Annotated in this window: 21 protein-coding genes and 1 pseudogene; 16 read left to right on the top strand and 6 right to left on the bottom strand. The window is 57.8% G+C overall.

What is annotated here, in order from left to right; all coding sequences use genetic code 11:
* Nucleotides 1-107: 107 nt before the first annotated feature.
* The 7 genes from AC56QP_RS25475 (at nt 108) to AC56QP_RS25445 (ending at nt 7,930) form a co-directional block, all read left to right on the top strand.
* Nucleotides 108-1,073, top strand: coding sequence for an ABC transporter substrate-binding protein (locus AC56QP_RS25475; RefSeq protein WP_489862954.1), 966 nt, complete (start codon nt 108-110; stop codon nt 1,071-1,073).
* A gap of 11 nt (nt 1,074-1,084) precedes the next feature.
* The gene (locus tag AC56QP_RS25470; protein WP_497100991.1) at nt 1,085-2,035 is read left to right on the top strand and encodes an ABC transporter permease; all 951 of its coding nucleotides are present in this window, start codon (nt 1,085-1,087) and stop codon (nt 2,033-2,035) included.
* Nucleotides 2,016-2,867 (top strand): ABC transporter ATP-binding protein, encoded by an 852-nt coding sequence (locus AC56QP_RS25465; protein WP_497100992.1) that lies wholly within the window; start codon nt 2,016-2,018, stop codon nt 2,865-2,867. Before AC56QP_RS25470 ends, AC56QP_RS25465 begins: the two co-directional genes overlap by 20 nt.
* 92 nt (nt 2,868-2,959) lie before the next feature.
* Nucleotides 2,960-3,679, top strand: coding sequence for a TetR/AcrR family transcriptional regulator (locus tag AC56QP_RS25460; RefSeq protein ID WP_489862957.1), 720 nt, complete (start codon nt 2,960-2,962; stop codon nt 3,677-3,679).
* A 45-nt stretch (nt 3,680-3,724) separates the two neighbouring features.
* Nucleotides 3,725-5,089, top strand: coding sequence for an aminotransferase family protein (locus AC56QP_RS25455; RefSeq protein ID WP_489862958.1), 1,365 nt, complete (start codon nt 3,725-3,727; stop codon nt 5,087-5,089).
* 79 nt (nt 5,090-5,168) lie between these two features.
* On the top strand, nt 5,169-6,338 hold the full coding sequence (locus AC56QP_RS25450; protein WP_489862959.1) for an acetyl-CoA acetyltransferase: 1,170 nt from the start codon (nt 5,169-5,171) through the stop codon (nt 6,336-6,338).
* Nucleotides 6,335-7,930, top strand: a complete 1,596-nt coding sequence (locus AC56QP_RS25445; protein WP_489862960.1) for an acyl-CoA synthetase — start codon at nt 6,335-6,337, stop codon at nt 7,928-7,930. The genes AC56QP_RS25450 and AC56QP_RS25445 overlap by 4 nt, the downstream gene beginning before the upstream one ends.
* Before the next feature lie 694 nt (nt 7,931-8,624).
* Here AC56QP_RS25445 and AC56QP_RS25440 read toward each other — a convergent pair.
* Both AC56QP_RS25440 and AC56QP_RS25435 read right to left on the bottom strand, forming a co-directional pair.
* Complete coding sequence (locus AC56QP_RS25440) at nt 8,625-11,558, bottom strand: ATP-binding protein (RefSeq protein ID WP_489862961.1); 2,934 nt, start codon at nt 11,556-11,558, stop codon at nt 8,625-8,627.
* Nucleotides 11,559-12,029: 471 nt separating this feature from the next.
* A protein-coding gene (locus AC56QP_RS25435) for an IS3-like element ISMlo4 family transposase (protein ID WP_157866075.1) occupies nt 12,030-13,177 on the bottom strand; the annotation gives its coding sequence in 2 pieces (ribosomal slippage) (nt 12,030-12,928 and nt 12,928-13,177; 1,149 coding nt in all).
* A 122-nt stretch (nt 13,178-13,299) separates the two neighbouring features.
* Here AC56QP_RS25435 and AC56QP_RS25430 point away from each other — a divergent pair.
* Together AC56QP_RS25430 and AC56QP_RS25425 are read left to right on the top strand one after the other, a co-directional pair.
* On the top strand, nt 13,300-13,596 hold the full coding sequence (locus tag AC56QP_RS25430) for a hypothetical protein (RefSeq protein WP_489862962.1): 297 nt from the start codon (nt 13,300-13,302) through the stop codon (nt 13,594-13,596).
* An 88-nt stretch (nt 13,597-13,684) separates the two neighbouring features.
* Complete coding sequence (locus AC56QP_RS25425; protein WP_489862963.1) at nt 13,685-14,863, top strand: hypothetical protein; 1,179 nt, start codon at nt 13,685-13,687, stop codon at nt 14,861-14,863.
* A 53-nt stretch (nt 14,864-14,916) separates the two neighbouring features.
* Here AC56QP_RS25425 and AC56QP_RS25420 read toward each other — a convergent pair whose 3' ends face one another.
* The 3 genes and pseudogenes from AC56QP_RS25420 to AC56QP_RS25410 all read right to left on the bottom strand — a co-directional run.
* Nucleotides 14,917-15,237 (bottom strand): SET domain-containing protein-lysine N-methyltransferase, encoded by a 321-nt coding sequence (locus AC56QP_RS25420; RefSeq protein WP_497108998.1) that lies wholly within the window; start codon nt 15,235-15,237, stop codon nt 14,917-14,919.
* Nucleotides 15,238-15,395: 158 nt separating this feature from the next.
* A complete protein-coding gene (locus AC56QP_RS25415; protein WP_497108997.1) occupies nt 15,396-16,778 on the bottom strand; it encodes a S9 family peptidase in 1,383 nt (460 codons plus the stop codon).
* A gap of 1,068 nt (nt 16,779-17,846) precedes the next feature.
* Nucleotides 17,847-18,035: pseudogene (locus AC56QP_RS25410) on the bottom strand (integrase core domain-containing protein); the annotation flags it as partial.
* 133 nt (nt 18,036-18,168) lie between these two features.
* Between AC56QP_RS25410 and AC56QP_RS25405 the strand changes: the two are divergent.
* Entirely contained in the window at nt 18,169-18,891 is a 723-nt protein-coding gene (locus AC56QP_RS25405; protein ID WP_489862967.1) for a Crp/Fnr family transcriptional regulator, read from the top strand.
* Nucleotides 18,892-19,077: 186 nt separating this feature from the next.
* On the opposite strand, the gene AC56QP_RS25400 is transcribed toward AC56QP_RS25405, so the two are convergent.
* Nucleotides 19,078-19,383, bottom strand: a complete 306-nt coding sequence (locus AC56QP_RS25400; protein ID WP_489862968.1) for a hypothetical protein — start codon at nt 19,381-19,383, stop codon at nt 19,078-19,080.
* On the opposite strand from AC56QP_RS25400, the gene AC56QP_RS25395 reads away from it, so the two are divergent.
* The 6 genes from AC56QP_RS25395 to AC56QP_RS25370 all read left to right on the top strand — a co-directional run bounded on the left by AC56QP_RS25395 (nt 19,382) and on the right by AC56QP_RS25370 (nt 25,044).
* Nucleotides 19,382-19,699: a hypothetical protein gene (locus AC56QP_RS25395; RefSeq protein WP_489862969.1), complete on the top strand. Its 318-nt coding sequence runs from the start codon at nt 19,382-19,384 to the stop codon at nt 19,697-19,699. The genes AC56QP_RS25400 and AC56QP_RS25395 overlap by 2 nt on opposite strands.
* Before the next feature lie 558 nt (nt 19,700-20,257).
* On the top strand, nt 20,258-20,959 hold the full coding sequence (locus AC56QP_RS25390) for a class II aldolase/adducin family protein (RefSeq protein ID WP_489862970.1): 702 nt from the start codon (nt 20,258-20,260) through the stop codon (nt 20,957-20,959).
* Between the two features lie 3 nt (nt 20,960-20,962).
* Nucleotides 20,963-21,904 carry a 2-hydroxyacid dehydrogenase gene (locus AC56QP_RS25385; protein ID WP_489862971.1) on the top strand — a complete coding sequence of 314 codons (942 nt, stop codon included), beginning with the start codon at nt 20,963-20,965 and terminating at the stop codon, nt 21,902-21,904.
* 66 nt (nt 21,905-21,970) lie between these two features.
* Nucleotides 21,971-22,684 carry a GntR family transcriptional regulator gene (locus AC56QP_RS25380; RefSeq protein ID WP_489862972.1) on the top strand — a complete coding sequence of 238 codons (714 nt, stop codon included), beginning with the start codon at nt 21,971-21,973 and terminating at the stop codon, nt 22,682-22,684.
* A gap of 118 nt (nt 22,685-22,802) precedes the next feature.
* Nucleotides 22,803-23,909: a LacI family DNA-binding transcriptional regulator gene (locus AC56QP_RS25375; RefSeq protein ID WP_489862973.1), complete on the top strand. Its 1,107-nt coding sequence runs from the start codon at nt 22,803-22,805 to the stop codon at nt 23,907-23,909.
* Between the two features lie 115 nt (nt 23,910-24,024).
* On the top strand, nt 24,025-25,044 hold the full coding sequence (locus AC56QP_RS25370) for an ABC transporter substrate-binding protein (protein WP_489862974.1): 1,020 nt from the start codon (nt 24,025-24,027) through the stop codon (nt 25,042-25,044).
* Nucleotides 25,045-25,084: the final 40 nt, after the last annotated feature.

Below are 25,084 nucleotides of genomic sequence, written 5' to 3'. Positions count from 1 at the left end.
TGGCAAATCCTTCGCTGTGTGGATTGACAAATTATGAAACTGCATTCAGTTTCATAATTGGAACTGACAAGCGCTGCTGGCAAGGCGGCCAAACATGGGGAACTGACATGAAGGCAATGATCGCACTGTCGACGGTTGCAGGTTTGACTCTCGCCTGCTCTGGAATTGCGAAGGCGGAGGATGCAGCGCTTTCCGGCAAGACAGTCTGTGTGAACAGATATGCGTCGGCACCCGTCATCGACGATATTCTGAGAGGGATGAGCGATGGCCTGAAGGCGTCGGGCGGCGAAAAGATCGTCCAGAACATCCAAAACCCCGAGGCTGACGCCGCAACACAGCAAACCATAGCGCAGCAATTTGCCAATGGTGGTTGCGATCTCATCGTGGTCATTGGCACCGCCGCCGCCCAGTCCATACAGCAGGCAACCAAGACTGTGCCTGTGGTGTTCGTCGGCGTGTCAACACCCGTCGAGGCGGGCATCGTTCAGTCCCTCGAAAAGCCAGGCGGCAACATGACGGGAGTCTCGGATCCCCTTCCCGTTGAATCGGAAATCGACGGCATGTTGAGTATCCTGCCCACTATCGAGACGATCGGTCTTATCTACAAGGTTGGTGATCCTGCGGGCGATCCTCTGGCGGCGCGCGCTGTCGCGCATATCGAAAGCAAGGGTTTGAAGCACGTCACCGCGGGTATCGCCAATGCTGGCGAAACCACCCAGGCGGCGCAGTCGCTTGTCGGACGCGTTCAGGCGATCGAGTTCCCCTGTGACACGACAACGATCTCTGGCATGGCAGGAGCGCTGAAGGTTGCCAAGGACGCCAAGCTTCCAGTGTTCGGCTGCACGTCCGACGCGGTCAAGGGTGGGGCGATCCTGGCAGGCAGCTACAGTTATGTGACTGTTGGAACGAGGGCGGCCGACCTTGTGGTGGCGGTGCTGAAGGGTGCTAACCCCGCCACGACACCGGTCATCATTCCCAAGATTGCCGGCTTCGAGATCAACAAGACCGAAGCGGGCGCCTTGGGGCTCAAGATTCCCGAGACTATGATGACCTCCGCAGTCAAAACCTACTGAGGCGGATGCTGATGTTGATCGATGTGCTCGTGATCGGAGCCCAGATTGGGCTCCTCTATGGACCGTTGGCGCTGGGCATTTACCTGGCGATCAACGTGCTCAGCCTGCCGGATCTCACACTTGAAGGCTCGTTCGGCCTTGGTGGTGCGGCCGCGGCGAGCAGCCTTCTCATGGGCTTCGATCCGATCAGCTCCTTATTGCTCGGCATGTGTGCCGGCGCGCTTGCAGGACTTGTCACAGCCCTGCTGCACGTGTTCCTTCAGATGAACGTTCTGCTCGCGGGCATTCTGATGACCACGGCAGCCTGGTCCGTCAGCATCGCGGTGATGGGCACAGGTAATGTTTCTCTCGTCCGGGTGGATACGTTGTTCACCTGGGCCGAGAATTCGGGGCTCCGCAATCAGTCCGCTTCGATCCTTGTGGCGGGCGGTGTGACCCTGATCTTCGCGACGTTCCTGGTCTGGCTCTTGCATACCGGATACGGCCTCGCGACACGCGCAAGTGGGCTGAACATACAGACCGCACGAAGTCTCGGCATCCGCACAGAGATGCATCAGGTTCTCGGCCTCATGCTGGCCAATTCATTGGCGGCTGCATCGGGGGCGCTGGTGGCGCAGAGCCAGGGTTTCATGGATGTCTCTATCCAGGGCGGCGTGATCGTGGTCGGCCTGGCAGCATTGACGATCGGAACCAGCGTCATTCGTTCCGACAAAGTCGCGGTTGGGGTGACCTCTGTTATCATCGGCGTCATCATTTATCGCTGCATCGTGGCGCTCAGCCTCAGAATGGGCATTCCGCCAAACTCCGTTCGGTTGATCACCGCGCTCCTGGTGTTCGCCTTCATCGCAGCCCGCATCCACGGAAAGGGCACGCTCACGATTTCCGGGTTCGAAAGCTGGCGGGCCCGCCGGCGCAAACATGTGCAATTCCTGGAGAACGATCGTGTCACCACCCTTCTCTGAGCGATGCAACGCCAGCCCTCCAGCAGCCATCCGGCTTGGCCACGCGACGAAGCGTTTTGCGGGCCTTGGCAAAAAGGAAGTCTTCACCGCGCTGGATGATCTGACCCTTGATATCGCACGCGGCTCGTACGTTGCGCTGATCGGCTCCAACGGCGCTGGCAAGTCCACCCTGCTTTCAATCCTCATGGGCACACTGCTCCTTGATGAGGGGTCCCTGCACATTGACGAGGAGGACATGAGCGAGAAGCCCTCGTGGCAGAGGGCTTCCAAGATTGCGCTCGTTCGCCAGAACCCTGAGCACAACGTGCTTTCCTCGCTCAGTATCGAGGAGAATTTTGCACTGGCCGTGATGGGAAGGGAGCGTGCCTTCCGCCTTCGCCGCTATGACCGCGATAGCGTGAGGCTGGCCGCGAGAAGCGCTCTCCAGCGATTTGGCATGGGACTGGAAGACCGGCTTGGCGAATCCACAGGCACTCTCTCCGGGGGGCAGCGCCAGGCGGTGGCGATGGCGATGGCCGCGGTCCGCAATCCGCGCGTTTTGCTGCTGGATGAGCACGTGTCGGCGCTCGACCCCAAGCGCGCGAAAATCGTGGCTGACGTAACCGGGGAGATCGTGCGCGCGCAAGACATTACGACGGTCATGGTCACCCATGATCTTGGCCATGCGCTCAGCCACACGGATCGAGTGCTGATGATGCATCGCGGCAAGGTGGTGATGGATCTGTCGGGCGAGAAAAAAGCAGCGCTCGACCTGGCCGAGTTGGCCGGCCAATTCGAGCGACTGGTCGGCGAGGCACTGCCTGACCGCACGCTCCTCGCGGCGGCTTCCTGATGAGGGACAAGATGACGGATCGGAACGCGCCAAATGCCTCGCCGGCTCGAACCTCGTCAGGCCGGAGCCAGACGGCCTCCGCCGGAGCGCATTTGGCATTGGGTGATCGCTACGTCTCCGCGCTCAATGCGCAGATCAAGGGCGCGGGTGGCGAAGGCAAGAGCGCGCGGACACGCGCAAAACTGAAGCGGGCGGCGTTCGATTGCTTGACGGAAAGCGACCTTGCCAGCCTCACGATTGGCTCGATCACCGGAAAGGCAAAGGTCGCGGCGGGAACATTCTACCTGCATTTCGACAGCATCCGCGACCTGGTGCTTGAGGTCTTTTCGGAGTTCGCCGCGGTCGACATTGCGCCGGCGATTCCCGAGGGCGACGAATTTGTCGACCTCTTCTCCCAGATGAAGGCGACATTCATCGAAATCGTGGGAGCGTTCCGCCGCCGCCGGATGTTCTTTCGGTCGCTGTTCCAGATGAAACGGCAGGACGCTGAAGCCAACGCCGTCTGGCTGAGGCTGACGGCGCAGTGGGCGGAAATACTTTCGACCATCGCCAGGGATCACTCCAAGCAGCCGGTTCCCGCAGCCTTTGATCGGTTCATCGGGCACGCAACCAGTGCATTCGCCGACGAGATCATGATCCGTATCTATGTCGACGAGATTTTTGGGACGGCGTTCCCCGACGATCCGCGCAATGACGAGCACGTAGCGGAACTCTTGGCCTTTACCCGCCATCGGATGCTGTTTGGTTCTGACCCCGACCCCAAGCTCCTGACAGCGAATTCCCCACTCAATGGTTTCTCTTTTCCTGCCTAGCGGTCCTGAAAAGACCCGCCCCGCAGGCAACGTGCGAGGACTCTCATGACACTACGCTATCAACATTTCATCACGCCCGAAGGCACGAAGGAATTTCCGAAAGTCGTCCGCGGTGAAGGCGTCTATATCTGGGATAGCACTGGTCGCCGTCTGCTGGATGGATCGTCTGGCGCCATTTCGGTCAATGTCGGCCATGCCCATCCCAGAGTGTTGGACGCGATGCGCGACCAGATGGGGCGCATCATCTACGCGCACAGCATGAGATGGGACAACGACCCCAACGAGCGGCTGGCTGCGAGGCTTGAGCGCTTGAGCAACTGGAATTATGGCGCCGCCTTCTTTGTCTCCGGCGGTTCGGAGGCCAATGAGGCCGCGATCAAATTCGCCCGTCAGGTCGCGGTGGCGCGGGGTCAGGCATCACGCTTCAAGATCATCAGCCGCATCCCTTCCTATCATGGTGCGACAACGGCTCTTCTGGGCATTACCGGTGACCCCGACTATGCGGCAGCCTACAAGCCGATGTTTGTCGACATGCCAAAGATCGAGGCGCCGCTTATGTATCGGCGCCCGGCCGGCGAAACTGAGCAGGATGTCGTCGACCGTTGTGTGCGGCAGCTGGAAGAAACGATCCTCAGGGAAGGCCCTGAAACCATCCTCGCCTTCATGATCGAACCGGTCGGTGGCGTGTCGACGGGGGCCCTGGTCTCACCAGACAGCTATTCCACCCGCATCCGCGAGATTTGCGACCGTTTTGGCGTCATGCTGATCTACGACGAGATCATGAGCGGCGCCGGCAGGACGGGCAAGTTTCTCGCCGGCCATCATTGGCCGGATTGCCGGCCCGATATCGTCACGCTGGCAAAGGGCGTCAGCGGCTCGTATGCACCACTCGGCGTGGTCTTGGCGTCGGCAGACATGGTGAGCGATGTGCGCCGTTCGGGCGGCTTCAAGCACGGTCATACCTACTCAGCCAATCCCGTCAGTTGCGCTGCATCCGACATGGTTCTGAGGGTTGTCGAGGAAGACGGTCTGATGGAGCGGGCGCGGAACCTGGGCGCGCTGATCAAAATCCGATTGAAGGACATCAAAGGCAAGACCGGCATCATCGGCGACATTCGCGGGCTTGGGCTGCACATGGCCGTGGAGATCGTCGCAGACCAGGTAAGCAAGGAACCGTTCCCGGCAGAGATGCGGGCGAGCGAGCGGATTGGAATGATCTGCCGCGACCACGGACTGCTGCTGTTCTCGCGGCGCACCGCCGGCGGTTCGTTTGGAGAATGGCTGATGGTCTGTCCTCCCCTGACGATCAGCGAAGCGGAAATCGAGGAACTGATAGAATCGTTCACGGCCGGCATCCGCGCTTTCGAGAGGGAGATTTCGGCGAAGCCGGAACGGTGCGCAAGGGCCTGACCGCAATGGCGGCAATGGATGCCGCGAGCAAAGAACGGGCTGATTGGACGGCGCTCTTCGAGTGCCGAAAGGAACTGATATGGCCAGAGCACAGATGATCGGATGGGCTCATAGCAATTTCGGCAAGTCCGCCGCTGTCGACACCGAAACGTTGATGGCGGAGGTCGCTGGCCCGGCGCTCGACCATGCCGGCGTCGGACCAGCGGATGTCGATGGCATCTTCGTTGGCGTCTACAATAACGGCTTTTCCCGTCAGGATTTTCAGGCCGCACTTGTCGGCATGAGTCATCACGGCCTTGCCACGACACCTGCTGTGCGCTTTGAAAATGCCTGCGCGACCGGTTCAGCCGCGCTTTTTGGCGCACTCGATTTCATCGAGGCCGGCCGCGGACGCATCGCTTTGGTGATCGGCGCCGAAAAGATGACCGGCCTGCCCTCCAGCGAGGTTGGCGATGTCCTGATGTCCGGCTGCTATCGCAAGGAAGAGGCGGATGTGGAAGGCGGCTTCGCGGGCGTATTCGGGCGCATCGCGAAGACCTATTTCCAGCGCTATGGCGACAGATCCGAGGAACTGGCGATTATCGCCGCGAAGAACCATCGCAACGGAGTCGCCAACCCGGTTGCGCATATGCGCAAGGATCTGGGCTTCGATTTCTGCAACACGGTATCGGAGCGCAACCCCTATGTCGCCGCCCCTCTGCGGCGAACCGATTGCTCCCTGGTGTCGGACGGGGCTGTCGCCATCGTCATAGCGGACGAGGAGACCGCGGCCCACATGTCTCGTGCGATCGCATTTCGCGCCAGAAGCCATGCCAATGACTTCATGGCGCTGAGCCAGCGCGATCCGATCGCCTTTGATGGCGCGCGGCGGGCCTGGGCAACGGCGCTCGGGACCTCCCTGTTGGCCATCGACGATCTCGACCTTGTCGAGACACATGACTGCTTCACCATCGCGGAACTGATCGAATACGAGGCGATGGGCCTGGCGCTGCCCGGCCAGGGGTTTCGCATCGTTCGCGAAGGGGTCGCGGAACGCTCCGGCCGGCTGCCGGTGAATCCCTCTGGCGGCCTGAAGGCGCGCGGCCATCCGCTCGGCGCCACCGGCGTCTCCATGCATGTGATGGCGGCACAACAACTGATGAACGAGGCCGGCGGAATGCAGGTTTCGAATGCGAGCCTTGCCGGTGTCTTCAACATGGGGGGTGCTGCCGTCACCAACTACGTCTCAATCCTGGAGCGGTCACGATGAACGGGGCGACTGAGCATTCAATCGAGCCTGTGTCCAAGCGCGTGATGAACCTGTCGCAGTTCGTCACCCAGGCAGCCCGGCGATTTCCCGAAAAAGTCGCATTTGTCTGGGGAGACAAATGCTGGACATGGCGGGAGATCGATCGGCGGATCGATGCGATGTCCTGCGCCCTTGCTGAAACTTACGGGGTAAAGAAAGGCGATCGCGTTCTCGTGCAGTCGCAAAACTGCAATCAGATGTTCGAGTCCATGTTCGCCTGCTTCCGCATTGGCGCGGTGTGGGTGCCAACCAATTTTCGGCAGACACCGGAAGAAGTAGCCTACCAGGCAGAGGTAAGCGGTGCCGTAGGGATGATCTGCGGCAACATGTTTGCGCAGCATCAGACCGCTTGTGCGGCCTCCTCCGCACCTCTCCGCTTCTTTATATCCATAGGCGAAGCTGCCTTCGGTGCAGATTACGACAAGGTGGTTTCGCAGCACGACGGCAAGCAGGTCGAAACGGCAGCAGTTGAGCGGGACGACCCCTGCTGGTTCCTCTTCACATCAGGCACGACGGGTCGGCCAAAGGCGGCGGCGCTGACGCATGGCCAGATGTCGTTCGTCATCACCAACCATCTCTGCGATCTCATGCCAGGGACGACAGAAGACGACGCATCGCTCGTGGTGGCGCCACTGTCTCACGGCGCAGGTGTCCACCAGCTGACACAAGTGGCGCGAGGCGCTAAGACAGTGCTGCTGGCGACAGATCGCTTCGACATCGAAGCGGCATGGGCTCTGATCGAAAAGTGGCGCATCACCAACGTCTTCACCGTCCCGACAATCCTCAAGATGCTGGTCGAGCATCCTGCTGTGGATCGGTATGATCACTCATCGCTTCGCCATGTCATCTATGCCGGAGCCCCTATGTATCGCACGGATCAAGAGCAGGCCCTGACGAAGCTCGGGCCTGTTCTGGTTCAATATTTCGGGCTCGGCGAGGTGACGGGCAACATCACAGTTCTCCCGCCCAACCACCATCGACTGGGTGACGGTCCCGATGCGAGGATCGGCACGTGTGGCTTTGAGCGAACAGGGATGCAGGTTGCCATCAAATCATCCGAGGGCAAAGAGCTCGAACTCGGCGAAACGGGAGAAATTTGCGTGATCGGCCCCGCCGTCTTTCCTGGATACTTCAACAATCCAGAAGCGAATTCGAAGGCATTTAGGGATGGCTGGTTCCGCACCGGTGACGTCGGGCACATGGATCCCGAAGGCTTTTTGTACATAACCGGCCGGGTATCGGATATGTATATTTCCGGTGGCTCGAACATCTACCCGCGCGAAATCGAGGAGAAGATCCTCACCCATCCCGGCATCAGCGAGGTGGCGGTGCTCGGGTTCCCGGACCCAATTTGGGGCGAAGTTGGGATCGCCGTTTGTGTCCGTGCGCCTGGCATCGACGTCGCAACTTTGGACATCGATGCTTGGCTGATGGACAAGATTGCGCGCTACAAGCTGCCGAAGCGGTATCTGTTCTGGAGCGAACTGCCAAAGTCTGGTTATGGAAAGGTTGCCAAAAAGGCGATTAGAGACTTGCTTGCCAGTCAAATCTAGACGACGCCAAGCACACAAACGGTTTCTGGCGAGACTATAAACCTCGCGCTCGCGACTGTCCCGATCAATAAGTGCTGTTTCCTAAGGTCTGCGAAGCGGGAGCCATCACTTCATCTGCTTCCAGGCTTTGACCCGTCTGATCTCAACGACCGACATAGGCGCAAAGCAGCCGTTCACGTCGCGGCAGGCGTAAGTCGGCTTCGGGTCAGACTTTCCGTTCTCCATCGGTCTTTCCAGCACCGAGACAGGTCCATCATGCCCAACATCGTAGAAAATATCGCAGGGTTTCAGGATGGGGGGAAAGGCGGTAGCGCTCTCCCGCTACCACTTCAAACCCACTATCGTGCGTAGTGGCCGCATTGTGGCGGCCGCCTTTCATGCGTTGCGTCATGCGGCACCGAGCCTCTTCATCGAACAGAAGCTCTCGACGAAGCGTGTTCAGACTCATGGGGGCACAGCTCGATTATGATTACGTTCGACACGTATGGCCTCTTTTCGAGGACGATACCGCCAGTCGCTGAGATCGAGGCTCGATCGCTTTCCTGACGAAGACTGCGACACGGCTGCAACGTGAGGCTCAGTTTCCTAGCAACATCACCTTGATGGCGGCCTCGCTCATAGCTTCAGGAGCGGCAGAGGTCGACGTTGTGCAAGACACGCGCACCTCGGGGCGCAAGGTGGTGGCTCAGGCGACCTATTCCATATGTTCTTTCGCGAGCCACCAACGGGCGCCCTGAGACAATGCCGTCTCTTTGGCCAGCTGCAGGTAGTGAAGCCCCGCATCCCGGCCTGCGTCGGACGACTTCATGTTTTCTGCCTCGAACATCAGTCTATAGATTTCAGGTAGGTAAAATCGCTCATGGTTTTTCTCGGAGATGGCCATCGCGATATGAAGATTTCGCTTGGCGTCATCACAATTTCCGAACTTAAGCTGAGCCTGTGCTAGAAGAGAATATAGAAACGTCGTTTCAATCTCTTCTTTTGACTGCACAAGGAACAGTATGTGGCTGGACATCTCATCGAGCGCGCCCATGTCGTTGCCGCTTATCGCGTCCGCCCAGTTTCGCATTATGATCGCCCGCCTTAGATAGATGTGCTCTCCGTACTTCCGTGTGTGTTCGACGAGTTCGGAATTCAATTCGTATATCTTATCAATCCGGCCCATGCACTGGAACACATAGCAGCAGTTGCTGAGAGCGGTCGCCAGGGCGTGGGAGGATTCGGTTCGCGCGCTTAAAACTGCGTTCTCTGCACAATCTGTCGCCATCTTGTCGAAGCCCAATAGCAGGAGTGTCCATGCAAGATAGCTGAGCGTCATGCTGGGAAAGCAGTGCACGTCAGATTTCATGCCTGCCGCGACTGCCAAGGCCTGATCAAATTCGGCTTGGGCGTTTTGAAAGTTGCCTAACATGAACTCGGCCATTCCCATTCCTTGACATGCACTCGCCATTGCAATCTGATCATTGACCTTTGCCGCTAGGGTTTTCATCTTTTCACATGGCCGGATCGATTGGACGATGTCGCCGGCGTTGAAATGCAAACCAAACTGCCAAGTGAGCGCCTCAAACGTCTCAGTGTCATTTCCGAGGCGGGTGCTGACTTCTTCAGCTCGCACCATGTAGGCGAGCGGGTTCGCCGCAATGCCTTGGGACGCGTTCAGTGCAACGCCATATGATAGGTAGATAAGTTGCAAATCGGCCAAGATCGGCTCCTCGTTGGGCGATTGCTCGGCCAGCGAAAGCGCTCTTCTAAGCAGCGCCGATGCCTCGCTAGTGGCGCCAGTCCGTAAGGCGCGGCGGCCTGCCGAGAGCCACTTGCGCAGGGCATTGACAGTATCATGGGCACATTCATAATGATGCGCAACTATTTCATCGGGAACAATGCCGTCCCAATGCATAGCCAAATGCTCTGCAATGGTTTGGTGCATATGCTGCGAGTCCGATTTGAGTAGGCTAGAATATACGGCATCGCGCACAAGAGCGTGGCAGAATTCGTAGGAATATACACCCTCACTGTAAACTCTCCTGAATATTCTCATTTCAATCAGCGTTTCGATTCGGCGTTTCACATAGTCGAGCTCGGCCCCGATGATTTCAGCGAGAATGTTCTCGCTGAAGCGATCGCCCAGAACCGATGCAAGCTGAGCGACGAGTTTGCAATCTCCCGACGCATCAAATCGACCCATCAATATTCCTTGGAGCGGGTTTGGAATCGGCAACGCTCCGTTCGCTTGAGGTTGCGCCTCGCGCAAATCGCTTGTGACGACACAATGCTCGGTCAATTGTTCAATAAACAGCGGATTGCCGCTGCTGGCTCGTTGGATCCGTTCGAGCGTGGCGTCTGATATCCCTGATCCGCGATTGCTCAACTTGGAGATCAGATATCGTGTCGACTCCGAATCCAAACGTGTGAGGGAAAGGAGCGTCATCGACACACTACGCAGTGGATTAACCGTTGGCCGGCTTGTCAACAATACAAAGACTTTTTCAGTTTCTATAAGGTCGATCAGCTTTTGTATGGTTTCCAGCGTTGATTCGTCGCTCCACTGGATGTCTTCCACAATAAGCACCAACGCGTAATTTCTAGCCGCTTGCAGAATTATATTGATCAACCGCCTTTGGAGCTCTGCTAGCTGCTGCCGTGGCGGGTGGTCACTAACAGAATTTTGGCTCGCCCCCATCAAATTGCAGACATATTCTGTAAGTAGCTCGTCAAACAGGAGGACCTTGCGCAAGTAGGCGTGTAGCTTGGCGGTGCGAGCGGAGACGTCATCGGCATACCCAATACCTGCCAAGCGCTCTATACTGTGGATCCAAGGATGTAGCGGCGTAGAACTATACTGGCTGTCACACTGAAATTTCAGAGCTACAACTCTCGATTTCGGCAAATCCCTGACGAATTCATAGACGAGACGTGATTTTCCAATTCCAGGCTCGCCGATGATCGTTACCACCTGTCCCTGGCCGTCGCTGACCGCCTTCAAGCGGCTTCTGAGCAGGTTTAGCTCTTCGACTCGCCCCACATAGGGGCTGAGATGCAGCGGAACGAAGCGTGAAGCATGTGGAAGTGGATGTTTCACTTCCCAAACGGTGAAACTTTGAGAGAATCCCTTCAAGCTGAGAGTCCCGAACGATTGAAAGGAAAATCTTGACGAGCAAAGTCGCATCGTTGAATCGTCCACGAGAATCTGGCCCGGAAGACCGGCTTCTTCGAGGCGAGCCGCCATGTGTGCCGTTGTGCCGAACGCCATCAGGCCCTTCTTCCCCTCTCCGTCGGAAGGAGCATCGACGATCACTTTCCCAGTCGCGACCCCCAATCTGCAAGTGAACCGGTCGACCGAGCTAAAAGAGTCCAGCATTTCCCGCAAAGCTAGTGCTGCACTTAAAGCCATGAATGCCGAATCTTCGGATGCGGAAGGGTAGCCAAAAAAAGCCTGAAACCCGTCGCCCGTATGGTGACCTATCGTCCCCCGATAACGTTCAACGAGCGCATCGCAACGACGAAAATAGGCCTGCAGGATCTCACGAATACGCTCTGGGTCCCGCTTCTCTACGAAGGAGGTCGAGTTAACGATGTCGACGTGGAGAATCGAGATGACACGGCGCTGATTGAGAGGTGCGTTTACCATTTCGCAAAGTTGTCATAGCTCGCGTCACATGGGAGTGAAAGCTAGCTCAACGTTTGAATACATGCCAACTTAAATTATCGATGAGGATCTGAGCCCTGTACAGCGCTGGCAAGCCGGCCTTCACCGCTCGTTGAGGTCACGCTTCTAGTCAGCATATCCCGGGCGCTCGCCGCAATGAACCGCCGCCGACACAATCCGAAGCCATTGGGCCATCGACGGTTGTCTCCACTGACTTCTCGACGCCGGCGACGGCTTGTCACGCCTTTTGTGGGTTGTCGCCTCGACCTTTGTATACTTTGTGAAATTGTCGATCTGTGTTACCGGTGTTGAGGCCAGTGTCGATGATCGCGTGTACATAGATCCCGGTAGGCGGATGCGTCAGTGAGCTAGGCGCAAGCTCATATTCTATCATAGCATCGACGCGACCAAGAGTGCGCTATTTGGCCTGCTGCCGGTTTTTCGGACACGAGGTTAAGCTAACATAGCTTGTTCCTCGAACTCCACGGGGCTCAGATAGCCCAGCGTCGAGTGCCTTCGCCGAGGGTTATAGAAGCGCTCGATGTAATCGAACACATCCGCCCTCGCATCATCTCTCGTCCTGTAGACCTTGCGGGCTGTCCGCTCGGTCTTGAGCGACGAGAAAAAGCTCTCCATCGCAGCGTTGTCCCAGACGTTGCCCGACCGGCTCATCGAGCAGGTGATGCCGTGGTCGGCCATCAGTCGCTGGAACTGCTCGCTCGTATATTGCGATCCCTGGTCGGAGTGGTGCAGCAGGCTGTCGGGCTTGCCTCTCCTCCAGATCGCCATGATGAGAGCGTCGGTGACGAGCTGCGCGGTCATCTCGGCCTTCATCGCCCAGCCGACGACACGGCGGGAGAACAGATCGACGACGGCGGCAACGTAGATCCATCCTTCCGCAGTCCAGATATAGGTGAAGTCGGCGACCCACTTCTGGTTCGGGGCCGATGCCTCGAAGGCGCGATCGAGGAGGTTGTCCGACACGGCGGCTCGCTCGCCGGTATCCTTCGGCAGTCCGCGCCGGCGTGGACGTGCCCGGAGGCCGTTCTCCCGCATGAGGCGTTCGATGCGATGCAGTCCGCAGGAAAGCCCCTCTGCCAGAACGTCGTGCCAGACCCGACGCGCGCCGTAGGTGCGGTCGCTGCTCTTGAAGCTTCGGTCGATCCTGGAAACGAGGATCTCGTCATGCTGGGAGCGAACGCTAGGGCTGCGGTTGAGCCAGGCATGGAAGCCCGAGCGGGACACATCCAGCGCACTGCACAGCCATGCCACCGGCCAGATGTTCCGGTGCCTCGCGATGAAAGCGAACCTCATGTCACTTCCCTCGCGAAGTAGGCTGCGGCCTTTTTTAGGATGTCGCGCTCCGCCTTCAGCTTCGCGACTTCCTTACGCAGCCGGTCAATCTCCTGCTGCTCCGGCTTCATCTGCCCATGACCGGGAAACGCACGCTGCGGATCGGCCGATAGCTCGCGCACCCATTTGCGCAGCACATTCTCGTGGACATCGAGGTCGCGGGCAGCCTGGGCCACCGCAACGCCCCGATCCTCGATCAATCTCACCGCCTCAAGCTTGAACTCGCGGCTGAACTTCCTTCTCTGCATTCCCACTCTCCAGTTCCGTTAAACACCTTATCTCGGTGTCCACGAAACCGGCAGCAGGCCAATTCGTTCTATTTATGTCGAGACCAGAGGATGTACTAATCAGCTCTCGGTGGAGGAAAGCGATGGTTGGCGATAAGGGCGAAACTATTGAGACCGTAAGTGCGGAAGTCAATCGACTGGGCAGACTGCTCAGCAAACAAGCGCAGCAGATCATCTCGATGAGTTCACGCTTGCATGACCTTGAGTTGATATTAAGTGGCAAGATGGATCTTGAGCTCAAATCCGCGCCTATTCGCTTAGCAGGCAAGGGCGGCAAGGGTGGCGACAAGGGCGGCAAGGGTGGCGACAAGGGCGGCAAGGGTGGCGACAAGGGCGGCAAGGGTGGCAGCAAGGGCGACAAGGGCTACAAGGCCGGATAGCGATGGATCCGCGTGATAGGGCACCGCTAACAAGCTTGCGTCTTGTTTGAATCGCTGCGCTCTCAGGCGGCGTTTTGGGGGAATTAATGTGCGGGACGAGGGCCAGGAAGCGTTGTGGGAAAGCCTCTCGAAGGCGCGCTCGTTTGATGCCAGTATAGATCTTTCCCGTATAGATTTTGATCAGATGATGGCGCGGTATGTGCCCCCTCGCGCGTATTCCAGAGAGCGTCTATTCAAGGCTATGGCGGACCGCGAACCGGCGGTTCTAGTGGGCCATCCGTCGCCTGTGAGGTCTCCTCTCGATGTGCTCAGCTTACGCGATGCCGCCAGCCGCATTGTTAAACGTATCGCTGACAGCAGCGATGAGGCGACCTATACCGTTACGATGCGTGCCGATGGGCGCAAGGTACAACTTCGGCCATGCGAGATTGCGAAGTTGTGGTACCAGCAGACCGAAGTCTTCGGCATTACGGATTTATACATTCGAAATACGTTTATGGAGGAGCTTATCGACCCTTCGGGGCTCAGCAATTTTAATTTGCTGCTCAAAGCTTCACGCCGCGCAAGAAGCCAGGAGATGTTTAGCTTTGTCATTAGTGCCGAGGGCATGGTTACAGACTCTCACTCGGACGATCCTGACAGTAGCAATTTTTGCCTAGAGGGAACGAAGCTGTGGATCTTCTGGGATACTTACACCGGCTTGGCGGCCGGCCTTCAGGACGCAGAGCGCTTGCTGCTGACAACAATCCCGCGGTTCGACATAAAGGCTTGGCTTTCCATGCCGAGCGCGGGTTGGTGCATTGTCGGTCCCAACGACACCCTGTTTCTTCCGGCCAACTTCACGCATAAGGTCATCACCCTCGAACACTACGTGGGCGTAGGTGGGTTTTACGTATCTCTGCCGAACTGCCTTTCTCTGATAGCAGATTGGATCTATAGAGGCCCATTGTGGTCCAAGCTCGACAAAGATAGCCGCAACGCAATGCTCATCGGCGACATATCTTTGGCCGCACAAAAAACAATCTTATGCCTGCAAAATTCCAGTTCCGCTGTAGGTGAGGCTCTTGGATACGATTTTCTTAACTTGTCGGCACAAAATGTGATCCGACGCATGCCACGGAACCAAATGGCGATGTTATGGTCCGATCCGCGATTTCGGAATATCGCTGAAAATATAGCTGCGCCTTGGCCATTTTCGAACGATCTGCCGGTGGCGTTTCAGCTAGGGTCAGTTGATATCGGCCCCGTTGAAACGGAAGACAGATAATCGATTTCTTAACGAACTTGGCCCTGAGGTATTAGGACTCCCATTTTTGCCGCTTATCCCAGAACCGGGAAATCCATTCCCGCCCGGCTACTAGGTGGTCCGTTGTAGTTAATGGTGATTTCATCGCCGGCACAAATACGCCGAATGGCGCTGAATATTATAGTGAGCCCCGTCCCCACACTAAATTCTGCATTCGGAAGGAAGCTGTGATTGTATAACGATCCATATCCGAGAGCAATAGCCATTGTCCCCTCCTCCCATTTAAATACATAATCATAAAGTCCAAAATTAGAGTTCCACGCATGTACCTCTGCCGCCGGCATTGTAATCACAGGAACCACCTCGATAATAGATCTTTTTTTATCTCTTTGCACGCAAAGACTCCCCGACCCTTGCCATGTGTCCATCTCATTTCGATTCGGTCGCTATGCCGTAAAGCTGTATTAATTTCCATATAAACTTTCCAGTCTTAACGGTCGGTGCCGATCCACACCTAGTGACGTGCCAGAAGGTCGCGGAAAACAGAAATGCACTAGAGGTACTTTCGAAACCAATTCAGCACTGCGGAATAGTAATACTTGCTTCTCGCTGAGCTCCAGTTGGTATGATCCTGGCGCGGAAATACAACGAGCTGGCTTTCAACACCTTTCAGCTTAAGTGCCTGATACATCAGTTCAGAGTTGTAAATAGGGACGTCCCAGTCGGCATCTCCTCCCAGAAATATAGTGGGCGTCCGCATGTTATTCACGAAACGCATTGGAGAAAGCGCATCGTAGAATTGAGAATGGCGCCAAGGCGGCCCGAGTTCCCGCACATACCATTTTAGCCACATGTCGGGCCCGAAATTCGCGGCCACAAAACTGTGGCCCGCCCCCGATGCCGCTGCGCGAAACCGCGTCGGTGCCCGTCCGATGACGCAGTTCGTCATATAGCCTCCGTAGGAATAGCCGGTAACGAACAACTTTTTAGGATCGACCTGACCTTGAGCTATCACCTGGTCAAGGGCAGAGAGGACAGCAGGCCTGTTAGTGCAACCCCAGTTGCGAAAGATCTGCGACACAACCGCCTGTGGCTGTCCGAGGGAACCAGGCGGGTTCGGCTCGATCACTATATAGCCGCTCGCGGCGTACAGCTGCGATACGATATCAAAGCCGAAGTGAAATTGCTCGTCCTGAGGCCCCCCATGGATATTCAGTATAGCCGGATACTTCCGCTTCGGATCCAAATCCGCGGGCTTTGTGACGAACATGTCGAATGTTGTCCCGTCTGCCGCACGCGCCGACATGTGCGTCTTGGATGCGACGTTGAGCCCATTGAGATAAGCTCCATAGAAATTTGTGACAGCATCGAACTTTCCGGGGGATAGCATGGTGTAGACATCGGCGGCGGTGTTGAGCCCGCTCATCACCACGACAGGCTGGTTGTCATAACTCACATCGAAGCTTGTAAGGAAGAGGTCGCCGCTTAGCAGGTCCTCGGAATTGTTGGTCTCGAGTGAGACACGCGCGAGATATTGGCCTCCCGATTTTGCGTAAAGATAGTATAAAAACTTTCCGTCGCGCGAGAAGCGAAATCCCAGCACGTTCTGTCGAGAACCGTGCGTGAGGATTATTTCCTTTTGAGTGGCAACCGATACCATCGCCAATCGCCTGACAGCGTATGGACCGTGGCGCTCGGCCGCTGACAGATAGGCTAGGCTTTTTCCATCGTTGCTCCAGGCGGGGGAACGCCTGTCCGCCGAATCGCGCGTCAGGCGTATCGCAGAGCTATCCTTTCCGCCCTTTGCGGGCGTGACCCAGATTTCGCTGCGATATCTCAGTTCATTCGGGTATTCGCGAATAAACGCAACTTGGCTTCCATCAGGCGACCAGGTCGGCTGCGAGTCTTCATTCATACCTGCCTTGCCATCCGGCATGTCGCCAGTAAGCTGAACCGGAGCGTCAGATCCGAGGACTTGCGTGAAGATACGATCCCGCGAATTCTCCGATACGTAACCGTCGCCGTCCTTGAATTGAAGCGCGTTTATTACAATAGGCCCGGGCTCGGTGCTTGGATCGCAATCTTGGTTCGGTCGCACGTTGGCAGCCTCAGGTGCTTGTGGGCATCGAGAGCCACACATGCAGGGATTGCTGGCCTCCCTTTCCCCGGTCCTCTTGTTTATGGCCGCCGCCAATTTTTCCCCGGAAAATAGCAAGCTATTGCCGTCCGGTGAGAGGTTTAGATCACCGAAATAACTACCTACCGCTATGCGCTTGACTACGAATGACGTAAGATTTACTATGTCTCGATATATAATATGTACATCGTTATTTTTATCTACGATTAGGTAACTTAATTGGTGGCCTTGGGCATGCCAGCGCGGGGACCAGCTCACCTCGGTCTCATTGAGAACCGATTTGTTCTTCGAAGAAATTACGACGACTTTGCTTGCTAGAACAAATGCAATGTACTTTCCGTCTGATGTAACTTGTAAGTCATCTGGAGTATTTATACAATCATAGTCTTCGATGTTAACGTTTCGTCGGATTGTCAAAAATGCAACATTTGTTGACTTGCAAGAGACATTCGAATTCATGATACGAACTGAGTTTAAATCTTCCGCCAAGCCGAAATTTATACCCAATGTCAATAACGCCACGATAACCGCCCAAGTTTTTCGCTTGAGGGCGTAGGGTCTCGTTCCGCACACGATGATCCTCCTTCGCCAAACCAGGCGTTGGTCTACCTACCGCAGTCCGAAAGTAAGTATACGCTTCTCAAAATCTGATGCCCAGCGACCTTTGGAGACGCCCCCCCTGGGAGACACGCATAACTCACGGCCTCCCGGAGGAGCCGACCGATATAGTAACTGACGTTGCCCTCAGTTTCTTTCCAGGTTTGAGTCGTTTCCGGCGCGGGCTGTGCCCTGCTGGGCGAGTGAAGCGAGGTCGCTGGCGCTGAGCCTTTGGCATAGCGCAGCGCGACGACCGTCGCTGAACTCGGGCGGCCGCGCGGTGCTGTGGTCGGCGTGCCACAGGGCGGTGGCTCCGCGCGGCTGAGCCAGCGAGGTAAACAGCGTTTCGTTGAGCGGCTCATCGCGCGATCGGCCGTTGAAGCTCTAGATGAGGCCATTCTGCATTGGCTTGACGCGGCTCCGATCCGCCCAGGCGAGGATGGCGTTGGGGGTGAGCTCGATCGGCTAAGAGCATCCAGACGGCCCAAACTTGTGGCCGGTCGAGAGGCCCTTTCCGCACCCGTATTCAGGCGTATACTTTGTCAAATGAACCCTTGCATCGCGCCATTCGGGAACCTCCGGAGCCGCATAAATGCCTAAAGCAACAACGGACATTTCTGCCGGCGCGACCCGACCACGCAATTTAGAGCCGGATGCAAAGTCCTTATTAGCTCATCACCCGTTCTTCCAGAATCTTTCGGAGCGAGCCTGGAAGCAGTTAGACCCGTATATCAAGAATGTAAGCTGTCATGTCGGAAAAACATTATTTAGAAAAGACGATGCCGATTCGCGCTTATTTCTGGTTGTTGATGGGACCGTGAGAATTGACTCGCAATCGCCAGACGGAAAAGACGCAGTTTTCAACCTGATCAAAGCTGGAGAGTTTTTCGGAGAAATTTCCCTTCTTGACGGCAAGCCGCGTACCGCGAATGCAACCGCTCTAACTGACTGTCACCTCATTGTCATTGAAAGACGGGATTTTGTTCCCATCCTTCTGGATCAACCTCAATTGATGAAAAGGCTGCTGGAGATCATTTGTGGGCGTCTTCGCCAAACCACCGAGCAGGTGGAGGATCTCATGTTTCTCGATTTGGCAGGCAGGCTTGCCAGAACAATTCTGAAACTGGTCGGCGATTCCGAAATTCCCTTCAGGGTCCAGATGACACAGCGGCAGTTGGCACAAATCGCGGGACTTTCCCGGGAGATGGTAAACAAGCAGTTGCGAATCTGGTCGAAGGGGCGGGTGGTCAGACTTTCTCGAGAAGAGATTACAATTTTGAATCTGGAAAAGTTAGAGAAAATAGTTATCCGGTGAATTAGATGGAACTTCGTTTTTTTGGCAAAGGACGGAAGCAATCCCTTCCGTAATTCGGTTTCTCTATTTAGTCGCACGTGGAAATCTCCGTCGCTTCGGAAGCTTTACCGTCCACTTTTCCGTTCGTAATTGTCGCGATACTCAGCGTATGCGCTCTTAAGTCACCCGAGCCCCTTATAGGCAACCTTATTTATCGAGGGCTTCGGCTAGGCAATCCAAGGATGTGAACCGCCAAGCGCCAACGGCTCCACCTGAGCCGTCTGCCCAGAGCTTCTTCTCGTGGCCGAGTGGCGCAAGAAAGAGAATTCGCTGCGGCCAGAAAATCAGAAATCCAAATAAATTTGGCAAGGTGAGCGAACTCACTCTCAAAAGCTCGACAGTGTCGTAGATTGATGCAGCGTATATAGAACCAAGTGATGAACTTGTTCTTCTACGCACATCAAAATATCCGGCATAATACTGACGAAACATAACCAGAAGGAGAATAACCATGAAGACTCTCTACAGCCTTGCAAAAAATGCAAATGGAGCCATCATCGTGGCGTCGGCGTTTTTTGCCCTCACTGCGCCTTCGTTGGCGCTTGCTGCGGACTCGCCCAACCCCTTCGCTAACGTCCACAGCCTTCGTGCCGACAATGGTGATTTCGATACCTGGGGTGCGGGTACGGTCAAAAGCCAGCATTCATTCGGAATGGTGGATCCCGTCCAGACGGGATACGGCGGGAGCGTCGGCGCTATCAACACGTCCAAGTGCCTCGGGGTCAGCCCGAGAATGTACGACCCCGTCAGTCCCGACTGCCGGAACTGAGGTCCAGATAGGGGCGGTGGTTAGCACCACCGCCCCTCCTTCATTAAGTTGGACATTCGTCAACCCCGCGCCTTACGGCGCAACAGAACGTTCGAGCCTCCAATCGATTCCGACGAGCTGTCATGCTGCATGCCGACGATAGAAAAGGACCCCCCCTCAGTAATGGGTCGTGCACTGCAGCTGTCTCCCACCACAAAATTTATTTCATTAAAATCAAAGGTTTAGGCGCCTCATGCGCATCTGGGTCGCCTTAGCCGTTGCTGTCTCCAGTGCCCTTACACGGTCCCAGGCCATCGAGAGGTCGGTTGAGGCATGGCTGCGATAGCCAACAAAGTTGGCCGCGGTGACCGCGGTTTGCGAGCCTTCCTGAGATCAGCAGCTGAACCGACGTCAGTTCGACGCGCCGCGACCTGACGCTTGGCGCAGCGATGCGCCGCGATAGTCTGGCCAATTGCCGTCCGCCAACGCATTCGGTTTGTTGACTGCATACAGGAATTCAAGTATGCGCCAGGGTCAACGAAAAGGCGATCCGGTATGATATCGACAGCTGAAATGGCCATGCGCGAGGATCTGGCGGCGGCTTATCGGCTGATCGCCCGGTTCGGGATGGACGACATTATCCACACGCACATATCCGCGCGTCTGCCCGAAGAGCCGGAACTCCTGCTGATCAACCGCTACGGCGATCTCTTTGCAGAGGTGACGCCGGAATCGCTGGCGGTGATCGATCACCATGGCCAGCAGATGCGCGGCCAGCAGGTGCCGATCAACACGGCGGGCATCGTCATTCACACAGCGGTCCACGCCGCCCGCCCTGATGCGGTCTGCGTCATGCATACGCATACCGTCGCCGGTGTTGCGGTCAGTTGCCTTGAGGAAGGACTCCTGCCGCTGAACCAGACGTCGCTGCTCTTCTACGGACAGGTCGGTTATCATGAGTTCGAGGGCATCGCGCTCGACCCCGGGGAGCAGGAGCGCCTGGTCGCCGATCTCGGCGCCAATCGTGCCATGATCCTGAGAAACCACGGGCTGTTGACCGTCGGGCGATCCGTCGGGGAGGCTTTCGCCCTGATGTACAACCTCGAGCAGGCGTGTCGCATCCAGCTTTCCGCCATGGGCAGCGGGCGTCCCATCCGCCTGCCGAGCAAGGAAGTGTGCGAGCGCACCGCCCGGCAGTATGAAGCGGACCCAGACGGCGCCGCGGAACTGGAATGGCTGGCGCTGCGCCGGCTTGCGGGAATGCCCATCGACAGGCATTGATCCATGCGGATCGTCATCGCCGATCCGCTTGCCTACAGCGTCCCCTTCGATCGCGCCCTGCGCGACGCTCTTCCGTCGGCAGACTTCGTACGCTGGCCCGACCTGGCGGTCGGCGCGGAATACGATCTTCTGGTCGCCTGGCATCTGCCGAAGGACATGATCGCGCTGCCGCCGTCGCTGCGTGCCATCTTCTGTTTCGGTGCGGGAACGGATCAGCTTCTCGATGACCCCCGCATCCCCGCCGACCTCCCGATCGCGCGCCTGCAGGACCAAGGCCAGGCCGAGCAACTGCTGGACTATGCGATGCATGCGGTCTTGGCGCGCCTGCATGACGACGTCGTCACCAGAGCCGACCAGCATGCTCGCCTGTGGCGCCCGCCTGATCGCCAGAACCGGACACGCGGGTCGCTGCGGACGGCTGTCCTTGGGCTGGGTCCGCTCGGCCTGCATGTCGCGCGAGGACTCTCGGCCGCCGGCTTCCCGGTGTCTGCCTGGTCGAGAAACCCTCGTCGGGTCGAAGGCGTCGCTTGCCTGCATGGCGACGACGGGCTCGGCGCTTGCGTCGACGGCGCCGACGTGGTGGTCAATCTCCTGCCCTCGAGGCAGGAAACGAAGGGCATCCTGTCGGACCGGCTTTTTTCCCGCCTCGCACACGGTGCTTATGTCGTAAATCTCGGCCGCGGCGATCACCTCGACGAGGAGGCGCTACGTGCCGCTCTCGACCGGGGTCGGCTCGGCGCCGCATGGCTGGACGTCTTTGCCGTCGAGCCCCTGCCGCCCGAGCACTGGTTCTGGCGGCACGAACGCATCCGAATGACGCCTCATCGTGCCGGCCTGCCTACACCGCAGGGCGCCGCGGCGTCTATTGCCGCCGTCATTACGGCGCTTGAAGAGGGTCGCAGGCTTCCAGGCCTGGTCCGGCCTGGAAGGCTGGCCGAAAATTGAGCTGATCTCGCAGCTGCACAAAGAATGTGCTTGACTCGAAATGACCCTGAATGCCAGCATACTGCCATGCTGAACCTTGGCACCTCACTCCTTGCAGATCAGAACGAGCGTCGGAACAGGATCTCGTCCAAGGCTTATGTCGAGCTGCGTGAGGCGATCATCACCGCGCGCGTCGCGCCCGGTGCCAGTTTTTCGGAGACGGACGTCGCTCAGTCGCTCGGCATCAGTCGTACCCCTGTGCATGAGGCTTTCACGCGGCTTTTCGACGAGGGCCTGATCGAGATTTCACCCCAGACCGGCACCCGCGTCTCGCTGATCGACATGGCGCGCGTCCGCGAGGCGGTGTTCATTCGCGCCACGCTCGAAAGTGCGGTCATTGCCAACAGCGGCATCAGGCCCGATCCGGCCTTGCTGGATGAGATCGAACTGTCGCTTCGGGCGCAAGAGCGCCTCCTCCACGGCGACGACATGGGCGCCCTGCACCGCGCCGACATGGCCTTCCATGCAGGCCTGCTTGGCGCTTTCGCGCATCCTCGGGCGTGGACGGCGTGCCAGCACGTTTCGGCCGACATGATGCGCGTCCAGTTCCTGATCGGCATGAAGCCGGATCATATCCGCTCGATCATAGCCGAGCACCGTGCCATTTTCGACCAGGTCCGGGCCGGCAATATGGGCGAGGCCGCACGGCTCATGGCGGCGCACATCCGAAATGCCGACCTGGATCAGGTGGACTTGAAGCGCGATCATCAGGAATTCTTCCGGGCCGGAGACCTCTCGTGAGCGCCACCGTCATTCGCTCCCGTACCGTTGCGGAAGGCGCGCGAGATTTTTTTGGGCCGTTTATGAAACCGGTTTACTTAACCGGTTATCTGCACATGTCTCGCGGGAGTTCGGCCGCTTGTCGGGAAGATTGAAAGTCACCATTCGCAACGTCGCCCGGGCAGCCGGCGTGTCCGTCACGTCCGTTTCCCGTCATCTCAACGGGCTGATCAGCCTGCCCGAGCCGACGGCGGGCCGCATCGAGCAGGCGGCGATGCGCCTCGGCTACCGTCCCAATGCGATCGCCCGCAGGCTCAGCAGCGGCAGGAGCGAGACACTCGGTCTCATCACCGCCGACATCGCCTATCCGCTGTTTGCCGAGATCGCCAGCGCGTCGGAGGCCGAGGCCGCGAGGCATGGCTACAATCTCCTGATGTTCAACAGCCGGAACCTGGCGGAGAAGGAAGTCTCCTTCCTGTCGCGCATCGAGGACCGACAGGTCGACGGCATCCTGCTGCTCACCAACCATCATGATGACGGGCGGCTTTTGCGCCGGATCAACGAGACCGGAAGCGTCGTGCTTCTCGACGAGGACGTGCCGGGCGCCAAGGCGCCGCGCCTGTTCGCCGACAACGTCCATGGCGGCCTCCTGGCGACACGCCATCTGATATCGCGCGGCCACACCCGCATCGCCGCTATCGGAGGGCCGAGAGGGCTTCTCAGCACCACCGAACGTCTCGACGGTTTCAGGCGGGCGCTCGCGGAGGCCGGTCTCGATGCCGATCCCGCGCTGCTGAGGTTCTGCGAATACGAGGAGGCGCCAGCCTCGATCGCGTTTCTCGACCTTCTGGAGCAGGACGAGCCGCCCACCGCGATCTTCACCTTCGGCGACATGCTGGCCACCGGCGCCATGCGGGCCGCGCGGCAGGCCGGCATCCGCATTCCGGACGACGTTTCGCTCGTCAGCTTCGACGATATCCACAATGCGGACCTGCTCGCGCCGGCGCTGACCACGGTGCGTCAGTCGGCGGCCGAGTTCGGTACGCGCGGCGTCAACATGCTGCTCGATTTCATCGCCGGCAGGAAATCCGAAACGGTGATCGAAAGGGTCGGTGTCGAACTCGTCATACGCAGTTCGGTGGCACCGCCACACGGCCGTCCGTCAGGACGTTCGATAGCGCATACCGACCCTGGAAGCCCTGATGGGCTGCCGGTGTCGGCCAGGGAGGAAGAGCAAGATAGTTAGCCGCTTCCGCGGACGTGAAAGGGGAACAAACATGTCCATCAATCGCTTTGGTCAAGACGCAGCGTTGATTGCGCTTGATAAATTCAGAACTGGGAAGATCGACCGCCGAGGCTTCATGACCGCCATGGCTGGACTTGGCATCGCAGTCGCGTTCAAGCCGGGCCGGGCTTCCGCCGAGGTGTCGGAAATCGTCGTCTGCAACTGGGGCGGCGCTGCCCTCGAAGCCTTTCAGAAGGCCTATGGCGCGCCGTTCAAGGCCAAGTCCGGCATTGACGTCGTCATCGACGGCACCGGCCCGGCGACCGGCGCGATCCGCGCCATGGTCGATTCCAAGAATGTCACCTGGGACGCCACGGATGGCGGCATGACGGACGCCGTCGTGCTCGGCAAGGGCGGTTATGTCGAGCCGATTGACTATACCATCGTCGACAAGTCTCTTGTCGGCGAGGGTCTCGCGGCCGAGTTCGGTATCTGCAACTACACCTACTCCAACGTGTTGGCCTATGACGCCAAGAAGGTCGGCGCCACTCCCCCTTCAAGCTGGAACGACTTCTTCGATCTTGAGAAGTTTCCCGGCAAGCGCACCATGTGCAAGTGGATCCAGGGGCAGCTCGAAGCCGTACTGCTCGCCGATGGCGTCAAGCCGGAAGAGATATATCCGCTCGACGTCGACCGCGCCTTCAAGAAGCTCGAACCGCTGCTGCCCAATCTGATTTTCTGGGACTCGGGCGCGCAGAGCCAGCAACTCTTCCGCGACGGAGAGGTGGTGATGGGCAATATCTGGCATACGCGCGCCAACCTGCTGCGCAAGGAGAACCCGAACTACACCTGGACCTGGAACCAGAACCTGATGTTCGCCAGCGCCTGGTCGGTGCCGAAGGGCAATCCCGCCGGCAAGAAGGTCTTCGATTTCATCAATTCGTCGATGGACCCGGAAGGCCAGGTGACGCTGTTGCGCCTCATGGGCAACGGCCCATCGAACCCGAAGGCGTTGGCGCTGATGACAGATGAGGACAAGGCGGTCTATTCGCTGGCCCCCGAGAACGCCAAGACGGGTCTGCCGGTCTCGGCGCAATACTATGCCGACAACGAGGCCGAACTGCAGAACAAGTTCCTCGACTTCATCTCACGCTAACCATCGGAAACCACCACCGGCCAACGGCCGGTGGTGGTTC

Source organism: Mesorhizobium sp. RCAM 05104 (assembly GCF_059683645.1).
Note: the sequence above shows the minus strand (reverse complement) of the source record. Positions and strands in the feature narration are given on the sequence as shown.